At 33.4% G+C, this 16,991-nt stretch carries 18 protein-coding genes, 1 tRNA gene and 1 pseudogene; 18 read left to right on the top strand and 2 right to left on the bottom strand.

The window, feature by feature from the left end:
• The 8 genes from A9G48_RS11550 to A9G48_RS04650 all read left to right on the top strand — a co-directional run.
• Positions 1-510: hypothetical protein (locus A9G48_RS11550; protein WP_176701991.1), on the top strand; the 510-nt coding region annotated here is incomplete at its 5' end.
• A 103-nt stretch (positions 511-613) separates the two neighbouring features.
• Positions 614-982 carry a DUF6334 family protein gene (locus A9G48_RS04620; protein WP_037408490.1) on the top strand — a complete coding sequence of 123 codons (369 nt, stop codon included), beginning with the start codon at positions 614-616 and terminating at the stop codon, positions 980-982.
• Positions 972-1,490 (top strand): hypothetical protein, encoded by a 519-nt coding sequence (locus A9G48_RS04625; protein WP_065575824.1) that lies wholly within the window; start codon positions 972-974, stop codon positions 1,488-1,490. Before A9G48_RS04620 ends, A9G48_RS04625 begins: the two co-directional genes overlap by 11 nt.
• 176 nt (positions 1,491-1,666) lie before the next feature.
• A complete protein-coding gene (locus tag A9G48_RS04630) occupies positions 1,667-2,374 on the top strand; it encodes a hypothetical protein (RefSeq protein ID WP_065575825.1) in 708 nt (235 codons plus the stop codon).
• A gap of 89 nt (positions 2,375-2,463) precedes the next feature.
• The gene (locus A9G48_RS04635) at positions 2,464-2,643 is read left to right on the top strand and encodes a GH-E family nuclease (protein WP_065575826.1); all 180 of its coding nucleotides are present in this window, start codon (positions 2,464-2,466) and stop codon (positions 2,641-2,643) included.
• Positions 2,644-2,659: 16 nt separating this feature from the next.
• Positions 2,660-3,100, top strand: a complete 441-nt coding sequence (locus tag A9G48_RS04640; protein ID WP_065575827.1) for a hypothetical protein — start codon at positions 2,660-2,662, stop codon at positions 3,098-3,100.
• 22 nt (positions 3,101-3,122) lie between these two features.
• On the top strand, positions 3,123-3,542 hold the full coding sequence (locus A9G48_RS04645) for a tetratricopeptide repeat protein (protein WP_065575828.1): 420 nt from the start codon (positions 3,123-3,125) through the stop codon (positions 3,540-3,542).
• A 182-nt stretch (positions 3,543-3,724) separates the two neighbouring features.
• Complete coding sequence (locus A9G48_RS04650; RefSeq protein WP_065575829.1) at positions 3,725-4,306, top strand: hypothetical protein; 582 nt, start codon at positions 3,725-3,727, stop codon at positions 4,304-4,306.
• Positions 4,307-4,351: 45 nt separating this feature from the next.
• Here the strand turns inward: A9G48_RS04650 and A9G48_RS04655 are convergent.
• Positions 4,352-5,436 (bottom strand): annotated as a pseudogene (locus A9G48_RS04655) (IS3 family transposase).
• Positions 5,437-5,658: 222 nt separating this feature from the next.
• Here A9G48_RS04655 and argC point away from each other — a divergent pair.
• From argC to serC, 5 genes are all read left to right on the top strand, one after another.
• The gene (argC, locus tag A9G48_RS04665) at positions 5,659-6,669 is read left to right on the top strand and encodes an N-acetyl-gamma-glutamyl-phosphate reductase (RefSeq protein WP_065575830.1); all 1,011 of its coding nucleotides are present in this window, start codon (positions 5,659-5,661) and stop codon (positions 6,667-6,669) included.
• 78 nt (positions 6,670-6,747) lie between these two features.
• Positions 6,748-7,527 carry an acetylglutamate kinase gene (gene argB / locus A9G48_RS04670; protein WP_065575831.1) on the top strand — a complete coding sequence of 260 codons (780 nt, stop codon included), beginning with the start codon at positions 6,748-6,750 and terminating at the stop codon, positions 7,525-7,527.
• Positions 7,528-7,629: 102 nt separating this feature from the next.
• Positions 7,630-8,874 carry an argininosuccinate synthase gene (locus A9G48_RS04675; protein ID WP_034945466.1) on the top strand — a complete coding sequence of 415 codons (1,245 nt, stop codon included), beginning with the start codon at positions 7,630-7,632 and terminating at the stop codon, positions 8,872-8,874.
• 179 nt (positions 8,875-9,053) lie between these two features.
• Entirely contained in the window at positions 9,054-10,427 is a 1,374-nt protein-coding gene (gene argH / locus A9G48_RS04680) for an argininosuccinate lyase (RefSeq protein ID WP_034945469.1), read from the top strand.
• Positions 10,428-10,586: 159 nt separating this feature from the next.
• Positions 10,587-11,672, top strand: a complete 1,086-nt coding sequence (gene serC / locus A9G48_RS04685; RefSeq protein WP_034945472.1) for a 3-phosphoserine/phosphohydroxythreonine transaminase — start codon at positions 10,587-10,589, stop codon at positions 11,670-11,672.
• A 73-nt stretch (positions 11,673-11,745) separates the two neighbouring features.
• Here the strand turns inward: serC and A9G48_RS04690 are convergent, their stop codons facing one another.
• On the bottom strand, positions 11,746-12,105 hold the full coding sequence (locus tag A9G48_RS04690) for a DUF4156 domain-containing protein (protein WP_051825187.1): 360 nt from the start codon (positions 12,103-12,105) through the stop codon (positions 11,746-11,748).
• 207 nt (positions 12,106-12,312) lie between these two features.
• Between A9G48_RS04690 and A9G48_RS04695 the strand changes: the two genes are divergently transcribed.
• The 5 genes from A9G48_RS04695 to A9G48_RS04715 all read left to right on the top strand — a co-directional run bounded on the left by A9G48_RS04695 (position 12,313) and on the right by A9G48_RS04715 (position 16,984).
• Positions 12,313-12,389 (top strand) — tRNA-Ile (locus A9G48_RS04695).
• A 66-nt stretch (positions 12,390-12,455) separates the two neighbouring features.
• Positions 12,456-13,352: a ParA family protein gene (locus A9G48_RS04700; RefSeq protein WP_065575832.1), complete on the top strand. Its 897-nt coding sequence runs from the start codon at positions 12,456-12,458 to the stop codon at positions 13,350-13,352.
• A gap of 39 nt (positions 13,353-13,391) precedes the next feature.
• A complete protein-coding gene (locus A9G48_RS04705; RefSeq protein ID WP_065575833.1) occupies positions 13,392-14,723 on the top strand; it encodes a replicative DNA helicase in 1,332 nt (443 codons plus the stop codon).
• 16 nt (positions 14,724-14,739) lie between these two features.
• A complete protein-coding gene (locus A9G48_RS04710) occupies positions 14,740-16,389 on the top strand; it encodes a ParB family protein (protein WP_065575834.1) in 1,650 nt (549 codons plus the stop codon).
• On the top strand, positions 16,382-16,984 hold the full coding sequence (locus tag A9G48_RS04715; protein ID WP_065575835.1) for an STY4526/YPO1902 family pathogenicity island replication protein: 603 nt from the start codon (positions 16,382-16,384) through the stop codon (positions 16,982-16,984). The genes A9G48_RS04710 and A9G48_RS04715 overlap by 8 nt, the downstream gene beginning before the upstream one ends.
• Positions 16,985-16,991 lie beyond the last annotated feature (7 nt).

The raw sequence follows: 16,991 nt of genomic DNA on the forward strand, positions 1-16,991 counted from the left end.
AAACCAACAGCAGAAGACAAAAAACATCTCAAGAATGCAGAAGATTGGGCCAAATATGCTTTTGATAATGATAAAAATTACTATGTCACCTTTTTTAAAGGTGGTGAGCCTATAGCATGCGTATTTAATTATTTTGAAACGATAAGTATTGATTTTCTAACTTATCATAATGGTGAATTGTTTATTTATCTTTTTATGGTCTACGATAAAGGTAAAGATTCACATAATAAGGATGTGGATGGAAAGATATTTTTACGTCAGATTAATTTATATGATGAAGATGCAGATAAAAGAATAACTAATGAAATTTTTTTTAAGGATAATGGCATTATGAATGTTGAGACCATTACAAAAACAAAAAGACCGGAGTTTAGAATGGATTATGAAGAAAAAGAAACCCAAGTAAACTTATCACATAATTGGCTAAGAAAACCCCAAAATTATACAGACTACGAATACTTATTTGATTATCAAAACATTTTAAAACCTGAATATTTAGATTTACCATAATATTTTATTGTGCATTCATGTAGTTATTAAAAACCCCGAGCGTAATGCGGAAAAATTTCCAAAGAAGTTTTAAAATGTGCTAAAAAGAATTAAGAAAATCATTATGATAAAAGTGGAAAATTTAATAGGATTATCCATAACGCAGTTTTTCTGTAAAAAATTTGATTCCAATACTACAGATTATATTGAAATAGTAGTGCAAATATCTAACTATTATTTACAAATTACTGTGAATGATGATACCGATGAACTTATCGTTCACATTCCTTCCCTAATAGAAACTAACCAATATTTTATTCCAGATTGGGCAAATAATTTCACAAAAAAATCCCTCATGCAACTTTGGGGCATTGAAAATGAAAAGGGATATTCTGATTTACTCTGTCTAGGTATTAATGGAGTAATACCTAGTATTGTTTTTTCTTCTTTAGCTTCTGAAATAAAAGTCGGATTAGTCAATTATGGGAAATAATAATAAAAATTTAAAAATTGAATCGTTTATTCTTTTACCGGAATATATAGTAAAAGACTTAAATAAGATAGACCAAACAAAATTTATAAATATAAAAAAACAAGAAGATTTAAGAAATCAAAATTTAGATTTCGAACACCTTGAAGGAGCATTAAGCATACAACACCGAGATAAAATGATATTTGGATTTAAATATTGGGATCTTATAGATCAACTCTGGTTTTGTTTAATGACAGCAATTAAAGAACTGATAAATAATACAAAAACTGAATTTTATTTCCCCGATCAACCAACTAAAGTAATTTTGGAGAAGAAAGATAATCATCTTTCAATAATAATAAATAATGATAAAACAAATTTTGATTTTTACGAATTTATTAAAACATCTATAGATGCTTCTCTTGAATTTTATAATGCTTTAATAAAAATATTTCCCGAAGAAAAAGATTTTATTCATCAGGATATTAAATACATAGAAGAGATAAAAAAACTGTATGAATTTAATTAAAGAATTATATAAAGATTATCCAGAAATATTAAAAAGTTTGGGATTATGAAAATAAAATATAGAATTTTAATAAAGAAGAACAAGATAATTTAGAAAGGTTAGGAATTAATGTATCAGAAGGCTGGGATTCATTTGAAATAGATGAACATAATCAAAATTTTGAACGAATCAAAAATATGCTGAATAAGGATTGGGATAATATAACCCAAAAGAAAAGTTATTTTTCAGAAAAAGATAGAACATTAGCCCCGTATTTAAATATATATTCTAATAAAATGTTAGGATATGCAAAACCAGATGTCGAAGCCGTTATAGATAAATATGAATATCCATTTGATTTATACCCTTATTACAAAGGTGTCTTTGAAATAATTAAGACTGACAAACAATTTGGAATATTAAGAGGGAATCAAAACGGCTATTATTTTTTAGAAAATGAACCTAATTGGGGAGGAAATGACATTGCCTCGGCAAATTACATTGAAGATGCTTTTTTTGTAAAACCAGAAGTTTATGAAAAAATATTTAGACCTTTAAATATTAAATCCTTGCCAGTTATAAACTATAAAACCCAAACCAAATTAGAAAATGTTGTACAAATAGTTCAACAAGGAATCAGTAAATCGCACTTAATTATTAATAAAACTCAAATCAAAGAAAAAACATACATTAAAAATTGGAATATTGATAAATATGTATTAAGCGATGATTCTTATTATCCATCTTTTGATTCTTCACCCGGTGAATTTGATTTTTTTTATACTCATGAGTATTTTGGTACAGGAGGATTAACTCAAAGAAATACAATAATTTCAAAAAAACTTTATAACATATTAAAAACTAACAATATTAAAGGTTTAAATTATTATCCTATGAAAGGATGAATAAAGAAGGTACAGCAAGAATAAAAAACGGAAAAAAACAATTTAAATCAAAAAAAGAAGGAAAATGATATGATATAGATTTGGCAGATATGTCCCATAAAGTAGACGCCGTAAGTTGGTGGAACAGAGTAGGACGAAAATTTGGCGCCAAAAGCAAAGAAGTACGCGAATGGATGCTAGACAGTAAAAATTACGAACTCGAATATTATAAAATTAACCGCAGCAAGGGTGGAAAGTTAAATGAAATCTATAAACCTCCGCTAAAATAAAAAAGAGATAAAAATTATGGCAGTATTAGACAAAAAATTACAGGATGAAATAGATTCATTAACTGAACAAGCTTATGAAAAATTTTTAAACAATGAAATTGAACAATCTTTTAAATTGTATGAACAAGCATGGAATTTATACCCCGAACCCAAAGAAAATTGGAACGAAGCCTTTAATACAGCAAGATATATTGTTGACGATTGTTTTAAAATTAGGGATTTTGAGCGGGCAAAAAAGTGGCTTAATAATATGATTATGGTCAATAATAACTTACATTTAGATGATGAATACTTAGGTTTCTATCTTGGCAGGTATTATTTTGAAACCGGCGACTACGTAAAAGCCAAAGAAGAATGGGATAGTATAGTGCCTATAGCAGGTTATAGATATTTTGAAAGTAAAGACCCTAAATATTTAGATTTTTATCGACATCCAGAAAAGTACATAAAAAATTAAACAGCAAAAAGGTATAAATAATATGGAATTATCAGATGAATTATACGATCAAATCGTTTCCAAATTAGAACAAGGAGACCAATATGCCGAAGCAGGAGAATATAACAAAGCGATTGAAAAATACGAATCTGCTTTAAATTTAGTTCCCCTCCAAAAAGAAAACTGGGAAGTCAGTTTACATATTTACACGGCAATGGCAGATAGTTATTTCAATCTAGGCAATTATCAACAAGCCAGTAACAACTACGAACAAGCCTTAAAATGTCCTGACGGATTAGGAAACGGCTATGTGTGGTTAGGACTTGGAGAAACGTATTATGAATTAGAAAATATGGATAAAGCCAAAGATGCGCTTATGAGTGCTTATATGCTGGAAGGAAAAGAAATTTTTGAAGACGAGGACGACAAATATTTCTCCTTGATACAAGATTCTATTGGATAAATATAGAAGCGGAAGTCATTGCAAGAGGAGGAAAAAAATTAGACGGGCAAATGATTTTAGAAGTACCTAGACAAACAGAAAAAATTTCCAAAGAAGTTTTAGAGTACGCGGCAAAACGTAACGTAACAATAAGAGATGTATCAGGTAAAATATATAAATAAATCAAATAAAGGAAATAAACTATGATAGTAAAGTATTTAGGTTTTTTTATGCAGAAAATAAAAGACCAAACAAGTTCAGTAAGCAGATGGGACACATGGAATAGTACCAAATTTAGAAATAAAGTAGAAAAAGGCAAACTCACCTCTGAGGAAGTAGCTAAATATAACCACGAGCATTTATTGGGATATGAGTTTTGCGTACTACACTCCGAAAAATCACTTTACCCCTATTGTTACGTTACGATAGTGCCTAGAAATAAACATGTTGGCGTTTATTTTATCGATAATGAAGGAAGAACATATTTAAAATATCTTTTCGATGAAGTAAAAGAAGACCGCACCCTATTTTTAGAAGAAGTTTGGTTTTATCAATTTATCCCAGGAAACAGCAGCGAAGAGCAAGAGTACCGTATGCACTTTGCATTTGATCAGGACGGAAACTATGCTGCCCGAAAATATATCGATTCTAAGGGGAAATACGAAGATTACGAAGGCAATCAAAAACTTGACTTTTCAGGCTTATACGAAAAATATCCCGAATTTGGACAATACGAAGGCATAATCCAACTTGAACGTCCGGTATTGAATGATATTATTTCTTGATATAATGTAAATACCCCAAACTTAGTACACAACTCACATAGAAAATTATGCTACTTGTTTTTGTGTTTTAAATTCAATCGGTGTCATGTTATTTAATGCCTCATGCGGTCTTTCGGTGTTATAAATCGTTAGCCATTCTTCGGTTATTCTCCTTGCTTGTGCTAAGTTGTTAAAAAGATATAAATCGAGTACTTCAGTACGATAGGTACGATTAAATCGTTCAATATAGCCCTTTTGATAAGGGCTGCCGGGTTTGATGTAATCTATAGTTATACCATGTGTTTTTGCCCAATTAGTAAACGTGTTTCCGGTGAATTCTGGTCCATTATCGACTCATATTTTTAATGGATAACCATGATATTCGGTCAGTTTATCTAAGTTACAGGTAACGCTCCCTGCCGGTAAGCTTACTGTAATATCAATACCTAACACCTCACGATTAAAGTCATCGATGACATTGAATGTCCTAAAGCGATGTTGATTACGGCTACTGTCACTTATAAAATCCATTGACCAACATTCACCTTGTTTATTAGGCACCAATAGCTTTTCTGGGCATCGTGGAGGAATGCGTTTTTTTCGTTTTACTCTGAGATTAAGCTTTAATTCACAATACACCCGATAAACACGCTTATGGTTCTATTGATAGCCGAGCTTTCTGATACGATTAAAACATTTAGGAAAGCCCCAGCGTAAATACCGGTCTGTGATAGCATTCAACACCGAAATAATCACCGAATCATCCGGTAACTTAGGTTGATAATAGTAAGCACAACGGCTTAAGCCAACGATAGCGCAGCTCATAGCTATAGTAACAGAATGATTTTGTTGTCGTTGCTGTGCCCCCGTTTTACGTGCCCCAGTTGGTACTAAAGCTTTTTTATGATTTCTTCCTGAAGCTGGGATTTTAAGCTCAGTTCGGCAAACATCTGCTTAAGCTTGCGGTTTTCAGCTTCAAGTTCTTTTAAACGTTTGCTATCCGACGTTTCCATACCACCGTATTTTTCCCGCCATTTATAAAAAGTTGAATTACCCATGCCATATTTACGGCAGAGTTCCTTGACAGGAATACCCGCTTCAGCTTCTTTTAAAATAGCGACGATTTGATGTTCAGTCATTTTTTTCATCATTAAATCCCCTTTTACTTTTATCATAGAGAATTTTCTACTTTTTTGCTGTACTATTTTAGGGGGGTAGTTACAATAATAAGTTATAATATTGATATGTTTGCAAAAAAATAAATGAAATTTAATTCACAAAAAGTGAATAAAAATTCATTTTATGCTTGTAATAGCCTCATAAATAACCTACTATATGCACATTATTGCATAAAAAATAGATAAGGGTAGGGTATGTTAAAAGCAATTATTGTTGGTGCAAGTGGTTATGCTGGGGCAAAATTAGCTTATTATTTATACAAGCATTCGCATATACAACTTATTGCTTTAACTGTGTCTGAAAACAGCCAAGACGGTGGTAAGCTTATTTCTGATTATGATTTACACCCTCAATTAAAAGGTGTTGTTGAATTACCACTTATTCCCACTGCTGATTATTCTTCCTATATAAATGATCTTGATATTGTTTTTTTAGCTACTGAACATGCTGTCAGCCATAATATAGCTCCTTATTTTTTAGAACATGGTTGTACAGTTTTTGATTTGTCGGGTGCGTTTAGAGTTAATTCGGCTAGTTTTTATACCGACTATTATGGTTTTACCCATCAGTATCCAAAATGGTTAGATAAAGCAGTTTATGGTTTAGCAGAGTGGAATAGTGAACAAATTAAAAAGGCACAACTTATTGCTGTACCAGGATGTTACCCTACAGCATCACAATTACCACTAAAACCATTAATTGAGGAGGGGCTACTAGATAATTCACAATGGCCTGTTATTAATGCTGTAAGTGGGGTGAGTGGATCAGGTCGAAAACCTTCGTATAATAATATATTTTGTGAAGTAAGTTTACATGCTTATGGACTTTTTACGCATCGACACCAACCAGAAATTGCAACACATTTAGGTCAAGAAGTGATCTTTACACCTCATTTAGGCAGTTTTAAACAAGGTATCCACGCCACAATTACTTGTCGAGTAAAAGAAGGTGTAACATCACAAGATATCCTCAAAGCTTTAAATAAATATTACCAAAATAAACCTTTGATTAGAATTTATCAAAAAGATTGGCCAGCGTTAAAATCTGTCATTGGTCTGCCTTATTGTGATATTGGATTTGTATTGAAAGATCGTCATTTAATATTAATTTCTGTTGAAGATAATTTATTAAAAGGCGCAGCAGCACAAGCTGTGCAGTGTATGAACATTCGATATAATTTTGATGAAACCACATCACTATTATAAAAATGAGTAAATTATTTCTAAACTCTGTACAAAAATTTTTAATGAATTAAAAGTAGGTTAAATTAATAGGAAACTAAAATGAAACCATTAATTATAAAGCTTGGTGGTGTATTACTTGATAACAAAGATGCCTTAAGTAAATTATTTGACGTTATTAGTGAGTACAAAAAAAATTTTCAACGATCATTAATTATTGTTCATGGTGGTGGTACGGTAGTTGATTCGTTAATGGATAGGCTTTCTTTACCCGTAGTCCGTCGCAATGGATTACGTGTAACTCCTGCAGATCAAATTGACGTTATTGTTGGTAGCCTTGCTGGCAGTGCCAATACTACTTTATTGTCAGAAGCAAAAAAACAGCAAATAGCAAGTGTAGGACTTTGTTTAGCTGATGGTAATAGTGTAGAAGTTAAACAAATTTCAGAAGATTTAGGCTATGTTGGTGAAGCTAAAGCTGGCGATCCTACATTAATCAATCTACTTATTAATTCGGGTTACCTTCCCATTATTAGCTCGATTGGTATTACTCAAGCGGGACAAATGATGAATGTTAATGCGGATCACGCAGCGGTAGCGCTAGCTAAGACCTTAAATGCTGATTTAATATTATTGTCTGATGTAGTTGGCGTACTTGACGAAAACAAACAACGCATTGAATCATTAACGCAATCGCAAGCGGATCAACTGATTGCTAAAGGTGTTATTACAGACGGTATGGTCGTTAAAGTGAATTCAGCTTTCGAAGCCGCCAAGGCCTTAGGGCGACCAATTGATATTGCTAGTTGGAAAAAATCCCACCAACTCATCGAATTATTTAACGGGCAATCAGGCTCTACAGGCACAAGAATCATTGCTTAGATATTGAGCAACTATTATATTAAGCTAGTTATCTATATTTAATGATTAATAAAAAAGTTTTTAACTCATTTTTTTCGTCAGTTAATTTAGAAAGGGTATAACATGAAAAAAAGTGGAACAAAAAAGGTTGTATTGGCTTATTCGGGTGGCTTGGATACATCGGCGATTATTCCTTGGTTGAAAGAAAATTATGGTGGATGTGAAGTTTATGCCTTTGTTGCTAATGTAGGTCAAGATCCAAAAGAACTAAAAGATGTAGAAAAAAAGGCTAAAGCATCGGGTGCAATTGCTTGTAAAGTTGTTGATTTAAGAGAAGAATTTGTTAAAGATTACGTATATCCGGTCTTAAAAACAGGGGCCTTATACGAAGGAACTTATTATCTTGGTACCTCCATGGCTCGTCCAATTATTGCAAAAGCGCAAGTTGAATATGCATTAGAGGTTGGAGCTGATACACTCTGTCATGGAGCAACTGGTAAAGGTAATGACCAAGTGCGCTTTGAAACAACCTATACTGCGCTTGCTCCACAACTTAAAGTGATTGCACCTTGGCGTGAATGGGATCTGCGTTCACGCGAAGCATTAATTGATTATTTAAAAGTTCGTAAAATTCCAACAACTGCAACCATTGAAAAAATTTACAGCCGTGACGAAAACGCATGGCATATCTCCACTGAAGGTGGTGTGTTAGAAAGCACATGGAACCAAGCTAATACAGATTGCTGGGCTTGGACTGTTTCGCCAGAAGATGCTCCAAACCAACCAGAATTAGTAACCATTGGTATTGAAAAAGGCGAAGTGGTTTCAGTAAATGGGAAAAAATTATCACCATATAACTGTGTTGCAACATTAAATAAAATTGGTGCAAAACATGGTGTTGGTCGAGTTGATATTATTGAAAATCGCTTAGTCGGTATCAAATCGCGTGGTTGTTATGAAACGCCTGGCGGCACAATAATGATGACAGCATTACGTGGTTTAGAACAATTAATATTAGACCGTGACAGCTTTAAATGGCGTGAACAACTAGGTATTGAAATGGCTTATGTTGTTTATGATGGACGCTGGTTTGCACCATATCGTCGATCAATTCAAGCTGCGGCTGAAGTTTTGGCACAAGACATGACGGGGGAAGTAGTGGTTAAACTTTATAAAGGTAATGCAACTGCCGTGCAAAAGAAATCACCAAATAGTTTATATAATGAAGAATTTGCTACATTTGGTGAAGATGAAGTTTATGATCATAGTCATGCAGGTGGATTTATTCGTCTATTTTCATTGTCATCACGCATACGTGCTTTAAATGAGAAACAGCAAAAACAAACTGCTAAAAAAGCGAAAAACTAAACGCCAATTTGCAAATAAAATAGCGTTAATAATAAATATATACAGGCAACGTCCTGTATATATTATTTTTATTCTTGATTAAATTTAATTTTATTATAAAAATAAATATATAAAACAAAATTGAAATTGTATAGTTAATCATTAAGATAACATTCATTTAAGATAATATTGAGGTAATTATGGCATTATGGGGTGGGCGTTTTAGCCAAAAAGCAGATCAACGATTTAAGCATTTTAATGATTCATTGCGCTTTGATTATCGCCTCGCAGAGCAAGATATCATTGGCTCAATTGCTTGGTCAAAAGCATTGGTGACGGTTAACGTTATATCTTATGATGAACAAAAAAAATTAGAAAAAGCCTTAAATGAATTGTTGTTATTGGTTACACAAGATCCTAACCAAATTTTACAAAGTGATGCCGAAGACATACACAGTTGGGTTGAACAAAAACTGATTGAAAAAATTGGCGACTTAGGTAAAAAATTACACACAGGACGAAGCCGTAATGACCAATCAACAACCGACTTAAAATTATGGTGTAAAGACCAAATTCCTCATTTAATTAATGCGATAAATCATTTACGCCAATTACTAGTTACAACCGCTGAACAGCACCAAAAAGCTATTATGCCTGGTTACACCCACTTGCAACGAGCACAACCAATTACATTTGCGCATTGGTGCCTGGCTTATTTTGAAATGCTAAGTCGTGATGTCAGCCGCTTAGAAGATACATTACAACGTTTAGATGTTAGTCCGTTAGGCTCTGGTGCCTTAGCTGGAACTGCCTATCCAATGGATCGTGAGCAATTGGCTCATTGGTTAGGGTTTGCTCAAGCAACGAATAATAGTCTGGATTCGGTGTCTGATCGTGATCACATCCTTGAACTATTAAATAATGCCTCAATAGGTATGGTACACCTATCGCGTTTTGCTGAAGATCTTATTATTTTCAATAGTGGTGAAGCCAATTTTGTTGAACTATCAGATCGAGTGACTTCAGGATCTTCACTTATGCCACAAAAAAAGAATCCTGATGCATTAGAACTAATCCGAGGCAAAGTAGGGCGGGTTGTGGGTGCATTAACGGGTGCCTTAATGACCTTAAAAGGTTTACCGCTTGCTTATAATAAAGATTTACAAGAAGACAAAGAGCACCTATTTGACGCACTTGATACTTGGCAAGAATGCTTAGATATGGCCACACTAGTACTCGAGGATATTAAGATTAACTACACAAATTGCCAAGAAGCTGCCAAACAAGGTTATTCTAATGCAACTGAACTGGCTGATTATTTAGTTGCCAAAGGCATACCGTTTCGTGAGGCTCACCACATTGTTGGCGAAGCAGTTGTTGAGGCTATTGCAAAGCAAAAAGCACTCGAAGAACTTTCGCTTGAAGAACTACAAAAATTTAGCTCAGTTATTGATAATGATGTTTATCCAATATTATCGTTAGAATCATGCCTAGCTAAACGTTGTGCCAAAGGTGGGGTTTCACCACAACAGGTAAAATCAGCGATTGAAGTTGCCAAGCAACAACTTTTATAAACAGCTATATTATTCTAATAACAACTATACCGGCATTAGCCGGTATTTTTATACTGAAACACATAGTTATCTGAAACTTTTTAACAAAAAATATGATTGTATATCTATTCATACAGTGTAAAAATAGAGTTCTTTTTGAATGGATCAAAGTGAATTGCAATGAATAAAAGTTATAATTTTAGTGCCGGCCCAGCAAAATTGCCTGCAGATGTATTAAAACAAGTTCAAATTGAATTATTAAATTGGCATAATACAGGTGCTTCAGTCATGGAATTAAGCCATAGAGGTAAAGATTTTGACGCCTGTGCTATTGAAGCTACCAACGACCTACGAGAAATCTTAAACCTTCCTAACAATTACAAAATTCTCTATTGCCAAGGTGGTGCCAGAGCACAATTTGCTGCAGTTCCATTAAATATTTTAGGGAATAAAACCAGTGCCGACTATATTAATAGTGGTTATTGGAGCCAATGCGCAATCAAAGAAGCCAGCAAATATTGTCAAGTGAATGAACAAAATGTTGTTATCAAACAAAACGGACTAACGGCTGTTAAATCTATGTCAGAATGGCAATTAAATGATAATGCTGCCTATGTACACTATTGTCCAAACGAAACAATTGATGGCGTTCAAATCTTTGAAGAACCCAACTTTGGTGACAAAACCGTTGTAGCTGACTTATCATCGTGTATATTATCGCAACCTATTGACATAAATCGATATGGCATAATTTATGCGGGTGCTCAAAAAAATATTGGTCCATCAGGTATTACCATTATCATTGTGCGAGAAGATCTAATTGGCCATGCAAAAAAAATGTTACCATCAGTACTAGATTACAAAATCTTAATGGACAACGATTCAATGTTTAACACTCCACCTACATTTGCATGGTATTTGTCGGGGCTAGTGTTTAAATGGATAAAAAGTCTTGGTGGACTAAAAGCAATGCAGCAACGAAACCAAGCTAAAGCACAATCACTATATCAATTCATCGACCAATCTAATTTTTATCGAAATACTGTTGCAGTAGCTAATCGGTCAATTATGAATGTTACCTTCTTATCACCAAATGAAGAGTTGGATAAAAAATTTGTAAGCGAAGCAACTCAAGCTAACATTATCGGCATCAAAGGTCACAGAATTGCAGGTGGAATGCGTGCATCTATTTATAATGCGATGGATCAAGAAGGCGTCAATTATTTAATTGATTTTATGCAGCAATTTGAAAAACAACATGGTTAATTTAAGATCATACTAAGAATTATAAATAATAAAACAGGAGGTCAAACCTCCTGTTTTTTTGTTTAGTTACACATCATTTACAACGATAAACCTCACCAACCATAATTGCATCTGTTGGCGCAATATCTGAAATATACTTCATAGACGTATCTTGAGCATTATAAATTACATTGCCCCCCATAGCAGCTGCATTATTCATTAGTTCTGTTGCTGCATCGCGAATAAGTTCACTATGTGTTTTAAGACCAGAAAAGAAGCTACTACGGCGTCCTTCGGCTTTACCCAATAATTGACAAGAAGCAGCAGGTTTAGTATCGATGAATTGAACATGACTACCGGCAGAAGTAAGTTGATGATTAGAGTTGCTACAAGCACTTAAAAGCAAAGTTGCTGATATCGTAACACCAATAACTAGCGATTTTTTAATAAACATAAAATTTCCTCATCCAATATAACAAATAGCTTAACTTATTGTATCAGTTTAGTTAAACAAAGAATATCAGTAATTAAGTTTGCACAAAATCCAATAAAATACAGGTTAATAAATAATCAAACCAACCTATTTTATTAATTAACTATAGCAAATTCGATTTAACTCTATTATAATCGCAAACCTACTAATTCAGTAGCACATCAAAATGGCCCCTTAGCTCAGTTGGTCAGAGCAGTCGACTCATAATCGATTGGTCACTGGTTCAAGTCCAGTAGGGGCCACCATCAATTACATCGTCAATCTCATGATTTTAATATTTAATAAATTTTTAATTTTTTAAGGGTTAAATCATGAAAAAAAATGCAACTGTGATCACTATAGCCGATACTAAAGGCGGTTCTACCAAATCTACTACAGCAGTTAATATTGCTGCTTTTATAGCTCATTCTGGGTTAAAAACTCTATTATTGGATTTCGACCTAGAGCAACCTACCGCCTGTTCATATTTTCCACTGCAGAAAGAAGCTCCGTTCGGGGTTTATGAATTCCTTATAATGCATGAAACAGATTTAAATAAACTAATATCTGCGACAACAACAAAAAAATTAGATGTTATGTCATCAAACAGTGTTAGGCAAGAAATCGTTTCTCATCTAAACGCGTCGGCCGATGGTATTATCCGTCTAAAATCATGCTTAAAACTTCTCAAAAATGAGTATGATGTGATAGTCATTGATACGGTTGGAACAATTGATCCAACTGTTAACATGGCAGTACTTGCTTCTGATGTGGTTTTATCTCCGCTAGATCCTTCCATGCCAGGCGTTCGAGAATATCTACGGGGAACTATTTCTAATTTGTTTAGAAGTTTGATTCCCTTCACTGATTACGGAATAGAATTACCTCCTGTTTATACGTTTTTTAATCGAGTAGAAGAAAATAATGATTGCCGTCGTATAAAAGAACTTTTTAATCAACAAATCAAATCTCTGCCACCATTACCCTTTAAAATTACTGTTTTAGATAAAGATATTAAAAAGAAAAATAGTTACAAAGTTGCCGCATCCCTCGGTATTGCAGCATTTCAACATTATACCGAACCAACAAATAAAGTAGCACATCCGTACAAAATAACAAAAGCTCAAGCTCAAAGTACCAAAGATGATATTTACTATTTGTGTCAACACCTGTTACCTATGTACCAGTCACAATTTGATGCATTTATGAAAACCGAAATTACTCATTAATCATTTTTATTCCTGCTTACAAAATAATAAGGTGATTATATGAATAAGCAATTTTATTCTAATGATACTGAGCGATCAGTACTGGGTGCATTATTAATCGATAATAGTTGTATTGATGATACATTTGAAATAAAAATAGATGATTTTTATATACCGCAGCACAAATTGATTTTTAATTCCATAGTTTCTTTAATTCAAGCGGGTAAGCATGCTGATATTCTGACTGTATCTCAAGCTCTTTCCGAAGAACAACTAAAAAACTGTGGTGGTTTAGCATATTTAGCAGAGTTGAGTAGAGATACACCAAGAGTAACGAATTTTAAACACTACGCATCAATTTTACGTAATTATACAAAAGCTCGCCATGCCAATAATATTGCAAAAACATTGATAAAAAATCTCACAAAAGCGTCATTTAGTAATTCAGACAGCAGCAATCAGATTATAGCACAAACTGAATCCGAGCTTTTTCAACTGGGACATGCTGTAGATAATCAAGATGAGCAACTTATACCAGCAATGTTGAATAATGTTATGACATTTTTGGAAACTGAACACTCTCCATTTATTTCGACTGGTTTTAAGAATTTAGATTCTAAAATAGGTGGGTTAGAACCCAAAGAAATTACGATTATTGCAGCAAGACCGTCTATGGGGAAAACAGCATTTCTTATTTCATTGATTTACAATCACATAGTAGCTCTTAATAATAATCCTAATTTACAGATACAACCTATTTTTGTTTTTAGTCTAGAAATGGATGCACAATCGTTGATGTTGCGATTATTATCAGCATTATCTCATGTACCATTTATCGATATAAAGAATAAAAATCTGGATGATAGTGATTACGGAAAAATTTCTGATGCGATTGCAATTTTATTGAAATTAAAAAATATTCTGATTATTGATGATAATGCGTATTTAACACCCAGCATTTTTAGACGAAAAGTTCAGCGTTATACACGCTTATATGGTCAACCAACATTTGTTGCAGTTGATTATGTGCAGTTAATGTCATCAGGTGAAAAAAACAATGAAAATCGTGCTGTTGAAGTAAGTAATATTAGTAGACAGCTAAAAATTCATTGTAAAGATTTCAATATTCCCTTAGTTCTGCTTTCACAATTAAACCGATCGGTTGAATCTCGTTCTGATAAACATCCTCTTTTGTCTGATTTGAAAGAATCTAGCAGTTTAGAGCAAGATGCGACAACAGTAATATTGTTATATCGGGATGAAGTCTATAACGAAAACAGTGAAGCTAAAGGAACTGGTGAATTAATTGTGGCCAAAGCTCGTAATGCTGCTACAGGTAAAGTAGCAGTCAAATTTGATGGGCCATACATGCATTATCAAAATTTAGTTTAAGGAAAATATTAATATTATGGTAGAACAAAAATCATCAGTTGATGTTATGCGTGAACGTATGTCTACAGGTTTCCCTGATGGTGATAGGGCAACCACTAAAATTACATTGAATGAAATGCCTATGCGAGTAAATCTTGACGAATTAAGACCTAGCCAGGTATTACCACGCTTTAAAAAAAATGAATCATATGAAGATATTAAAGAATCTATTCGAAAAAAAGGGCTCGATCATGCTCCTGCTATTACAAAAATGCCAGGAGAGGAAGGGTATGTAATTTCAGATGGGGGAAATACACGATTACAAATTTTAAAAGAACTGTATGAAGAAACAGGTGATAAAAAATTCTATACTATTAATTGTCTATTTCGTCCGTGGAAAGGGGAGCTTAAATCCATTATAGGTCACTTAACTGAAAATGGGCTGCGTGATGATTATACTTTTATTGAAAAAGCAATCGGTATCACCAAAAGTAAAACACTGTATGAAAGCGAACTTGGAAAAACGTTATCTTCAAGAGAACTTAGCGAACGTTTGAAACTGGATGGTTATCCTATCTCTCATGTTTTATTAAGTAAAATGCTGAATACGATGGAATATCTCTATCCTTATATTCCAGAAATTCTTAAATTAGGATTAAGTCGAAATCTGGTTGAAAAAATTTTAACGCTAAGAAACGTATGTGAAGATTTATATCACCGATCTGGCAAATTTGAGAGTGATACTCCTTTTATTGAAGGGTTTAATTTAGTGCTAAGTGGTTTTGATTTAGAACCAGAGCTATTTAATTATGACCTTTTGCAAGATGAAATATTTGGTTATTTTTCTAGAGAATTAGGCATTCAATACAATGTATTTGAATTTCAACTGCAAGAAAAAACTCAAAAAGGCAAACCATTACCGCCAATTGATGTAAAACCACAGATTACTATTCCACCTAAAGTCGAACATGTAGTAGCGATACAGAAACCAAAACGTGATGAATCGGCAATGCCATCGATTAATTCAGGATCTCAGTCATCAGAGTTTGTTAATACTATTAATGATCCGTCTCTAAGCTCCTCATCTTTACCTACTTTCAATGCTGAGCGTAATAATGATGATTCCCAATTGTCGTATACCATCTCACCAAGTGGAGAGATCATCGCTAAAAATGGTGTTGATATACAAACAGTTATCAGTGAGTACACTAAAAATACCGATTTTACCAAGATGTTCCCGAAAAATTTCAGCTTAACGGCCAATTTAAACACCTTTGGCGATAGTGAAAAAATGCCAATATTAGATGTCTGGAAACTGACAGAAAATATGACTACTCATGAGTATATTTTCAGTGATATTGCCGGTCATGTGTTCGATATTTTAAGAGAGCTTCGTATAGATAATCAAACAATGGCTCCTTTTTCTATTGATAGAGAACAGAGAAAAACGGTTATTGGGTTTAACCCACTTACAGATGAAGATGATACGGATTTAGTTAAACGAACAGCCTACCGAATTCTGGTGGCTATTTTAACTGATGAAATTGAAAGTAATCCTATAAATTTAAAGTACTTAATTACTGAGTTTAGTGATTTTGTGGTCATTAAGTTTTTAAGAATTATTCGACTAAAACGTGTTTATGACCAACTTTTACAGCAATTTATGAAGGATGAACAATATGATTAACAAAAATAGTAACCTGAATTTAGCTATTTTACATATGGTTCATAACTGCATTAATCATGGGAAAATCCAATCGCTGATTGAAATGGGATTTACTACCGAGCAATTACAGCGTATGAAAGATTTAAGCTATTCACAAATAGTACATATTGCTAATTCACAGGTGCTATTGATTAATGTGAGCATTAATACTCAGATGTTTGATGTTATTTTAGCTAGAGCAGGGGAATATGAAGAGCGTATCCGTATTATTGATAAAGCGATTTCACTCGGTGCTTCTATTGAAACTTTAAATAGTTACTTTGGTCTGTCTACTGCTGATATTAGTTGTTCTCGTAAGCTAAAAGATTTAACTACGTCGAAAGGTCGGCTACGAAAACCCAATGAGAATGAGAAAATCATCATCTGGCAAAAATGGGAAGCACAAAAAGCCGACAATCCCAAAATTGAACAGTTTAATGATGAAAACCGTTTACTTGCTTACATGGATATTACTCAGCATGTTTCAATGCTCAGTGATGAACCCGATCCCTTGACATTAACATCGGTAATTAACGAACTTGAGCCATTAATTAATTTAAAAAAGAATGAGCAATAGAGATATA

The organism is Gilliamella sp. wkB18 (assembly GCF_001690875.1).
In the GTDB taxonomy this organism is placed as follows: Bacteria; Pseudomonadota; Gammaproteobacteria; order Enterobacterales; family Orbaceae; genus Gilliamella; species Gilliamella apicola_A.

Bases quoted from the DNA above. Each gene is read 5' to 3' on its own strand.
- A9G48_RS04700 (WP_065575832.1), top strand. From the start codon at position 12,456: ATGAAAAAAAATGCAACTGTGATCACTATAGCCGATACTAAAGGCGGT.
- A9G48_RS04715 (WP_065575835.1), top strand. From the start codon at position 16,382: ATGATTAACAAAAATAGTAACCTGAATTTAGCTATTTTACATATGGTT.
- A9G48_RS04620 (WP_037408490.1), top strand. From the start codon at position 614: ATGATAAAAGTGGAAAATTTAATAGGATTATCCATAACGCAGTTTTTC.
- A9G48_RS04635 (WP_065575826.1), top strand. From the start codon at position 2,464: ATGTCCCATAAAGTAGACGCCGTAAGTTGGTGGAACAGAGTAGGACGA.
- argB (WP_065575831.1), top strand. From the start codon at position 6,748: ATGAAACCATTAATTATAAAGCTTGGTGGTGTATTACTTGATAACAAA.
- A9G48_RS04650 (WP_065575829.1), top strand. From the start codon at position 3,725: ATGATAGTAAAGTATTTAGGTTTTTTTATGCAGAAAATAAAAGACCAA.
- A9G48_RS04710 (WP_065575834.1), top strand. From the start codon at position 14,740: ATGGTAGAACAAAAATCATCAGTTGATGTTATGCGTGAACGTATGTCT.
- A9G48_RS04705 (WP_065575833.1), top strand. From the start codon at position 13,392: ATGAATAAGCAATTTTATTCTAATGATACTGAGCGATCAGTACTGGGT.
- argC (WP_065575830.1), top strand. From the start codon at position 5,659: ATGTTAAAAGCAATTATTGTTGGTGCAAGTGGTTATGCTGGGGCAAAA.
- argH (WP_034945469.1), top strand. From the start codon at position 9,054: ATGGCATTATGGGGTGGGCGTTTTAGCCAAAAAGCAGATCAACGATTT.
- A9G48_RS04630 (WP_065575825.1), top strand. From the start codon at position 1,667: ATGCTGAATAAGGATTGGGATAATATAACCCAAAAGAAAAGTTATTTT.
- A9G48_RS04675 (WP_034945466.1), top strand. From the start codon at position 7,630: ATGAAAAAAAGTGGAACAAAAAAGGTTGTATTGGCTTATTCGGGTGGC.
- A9G48_RS04625 (WP_065575824.1), top strand. From the start codon at position 972: ATGGGAAATAATAATAAAAATTTAAAAATTGAATCGTTTATTCTTTTA.
- A9G48_RS04640 (WP_065575827.1), top strand. From the start codon at position 2,660: ATGGCAGTATTAGACAAAAAATTACAGGATGAAATAGATTCATTAACT.
- A9G48_RS04645 (WP_065575828.1), top strand. From the start codon at position 3,123: ATGGAATTATCAGATGAATTATACGATCAAATCGTTTCCAAATTAGAA.
- serC (WP_034945472.1), top strand. From the start codon at position 10,587: ATGAATAAAAGTTATAATTTTAGTGCCGGCCCAGCAAAATTGCCTGCA.
- A9G48_RS04690 (WP_051825187.1), bottom strand. From the start codon at position 12,105: ATGTTTATTAAAAAATCGCTAGTTATTGGTGTTACGATATCAGCAACT.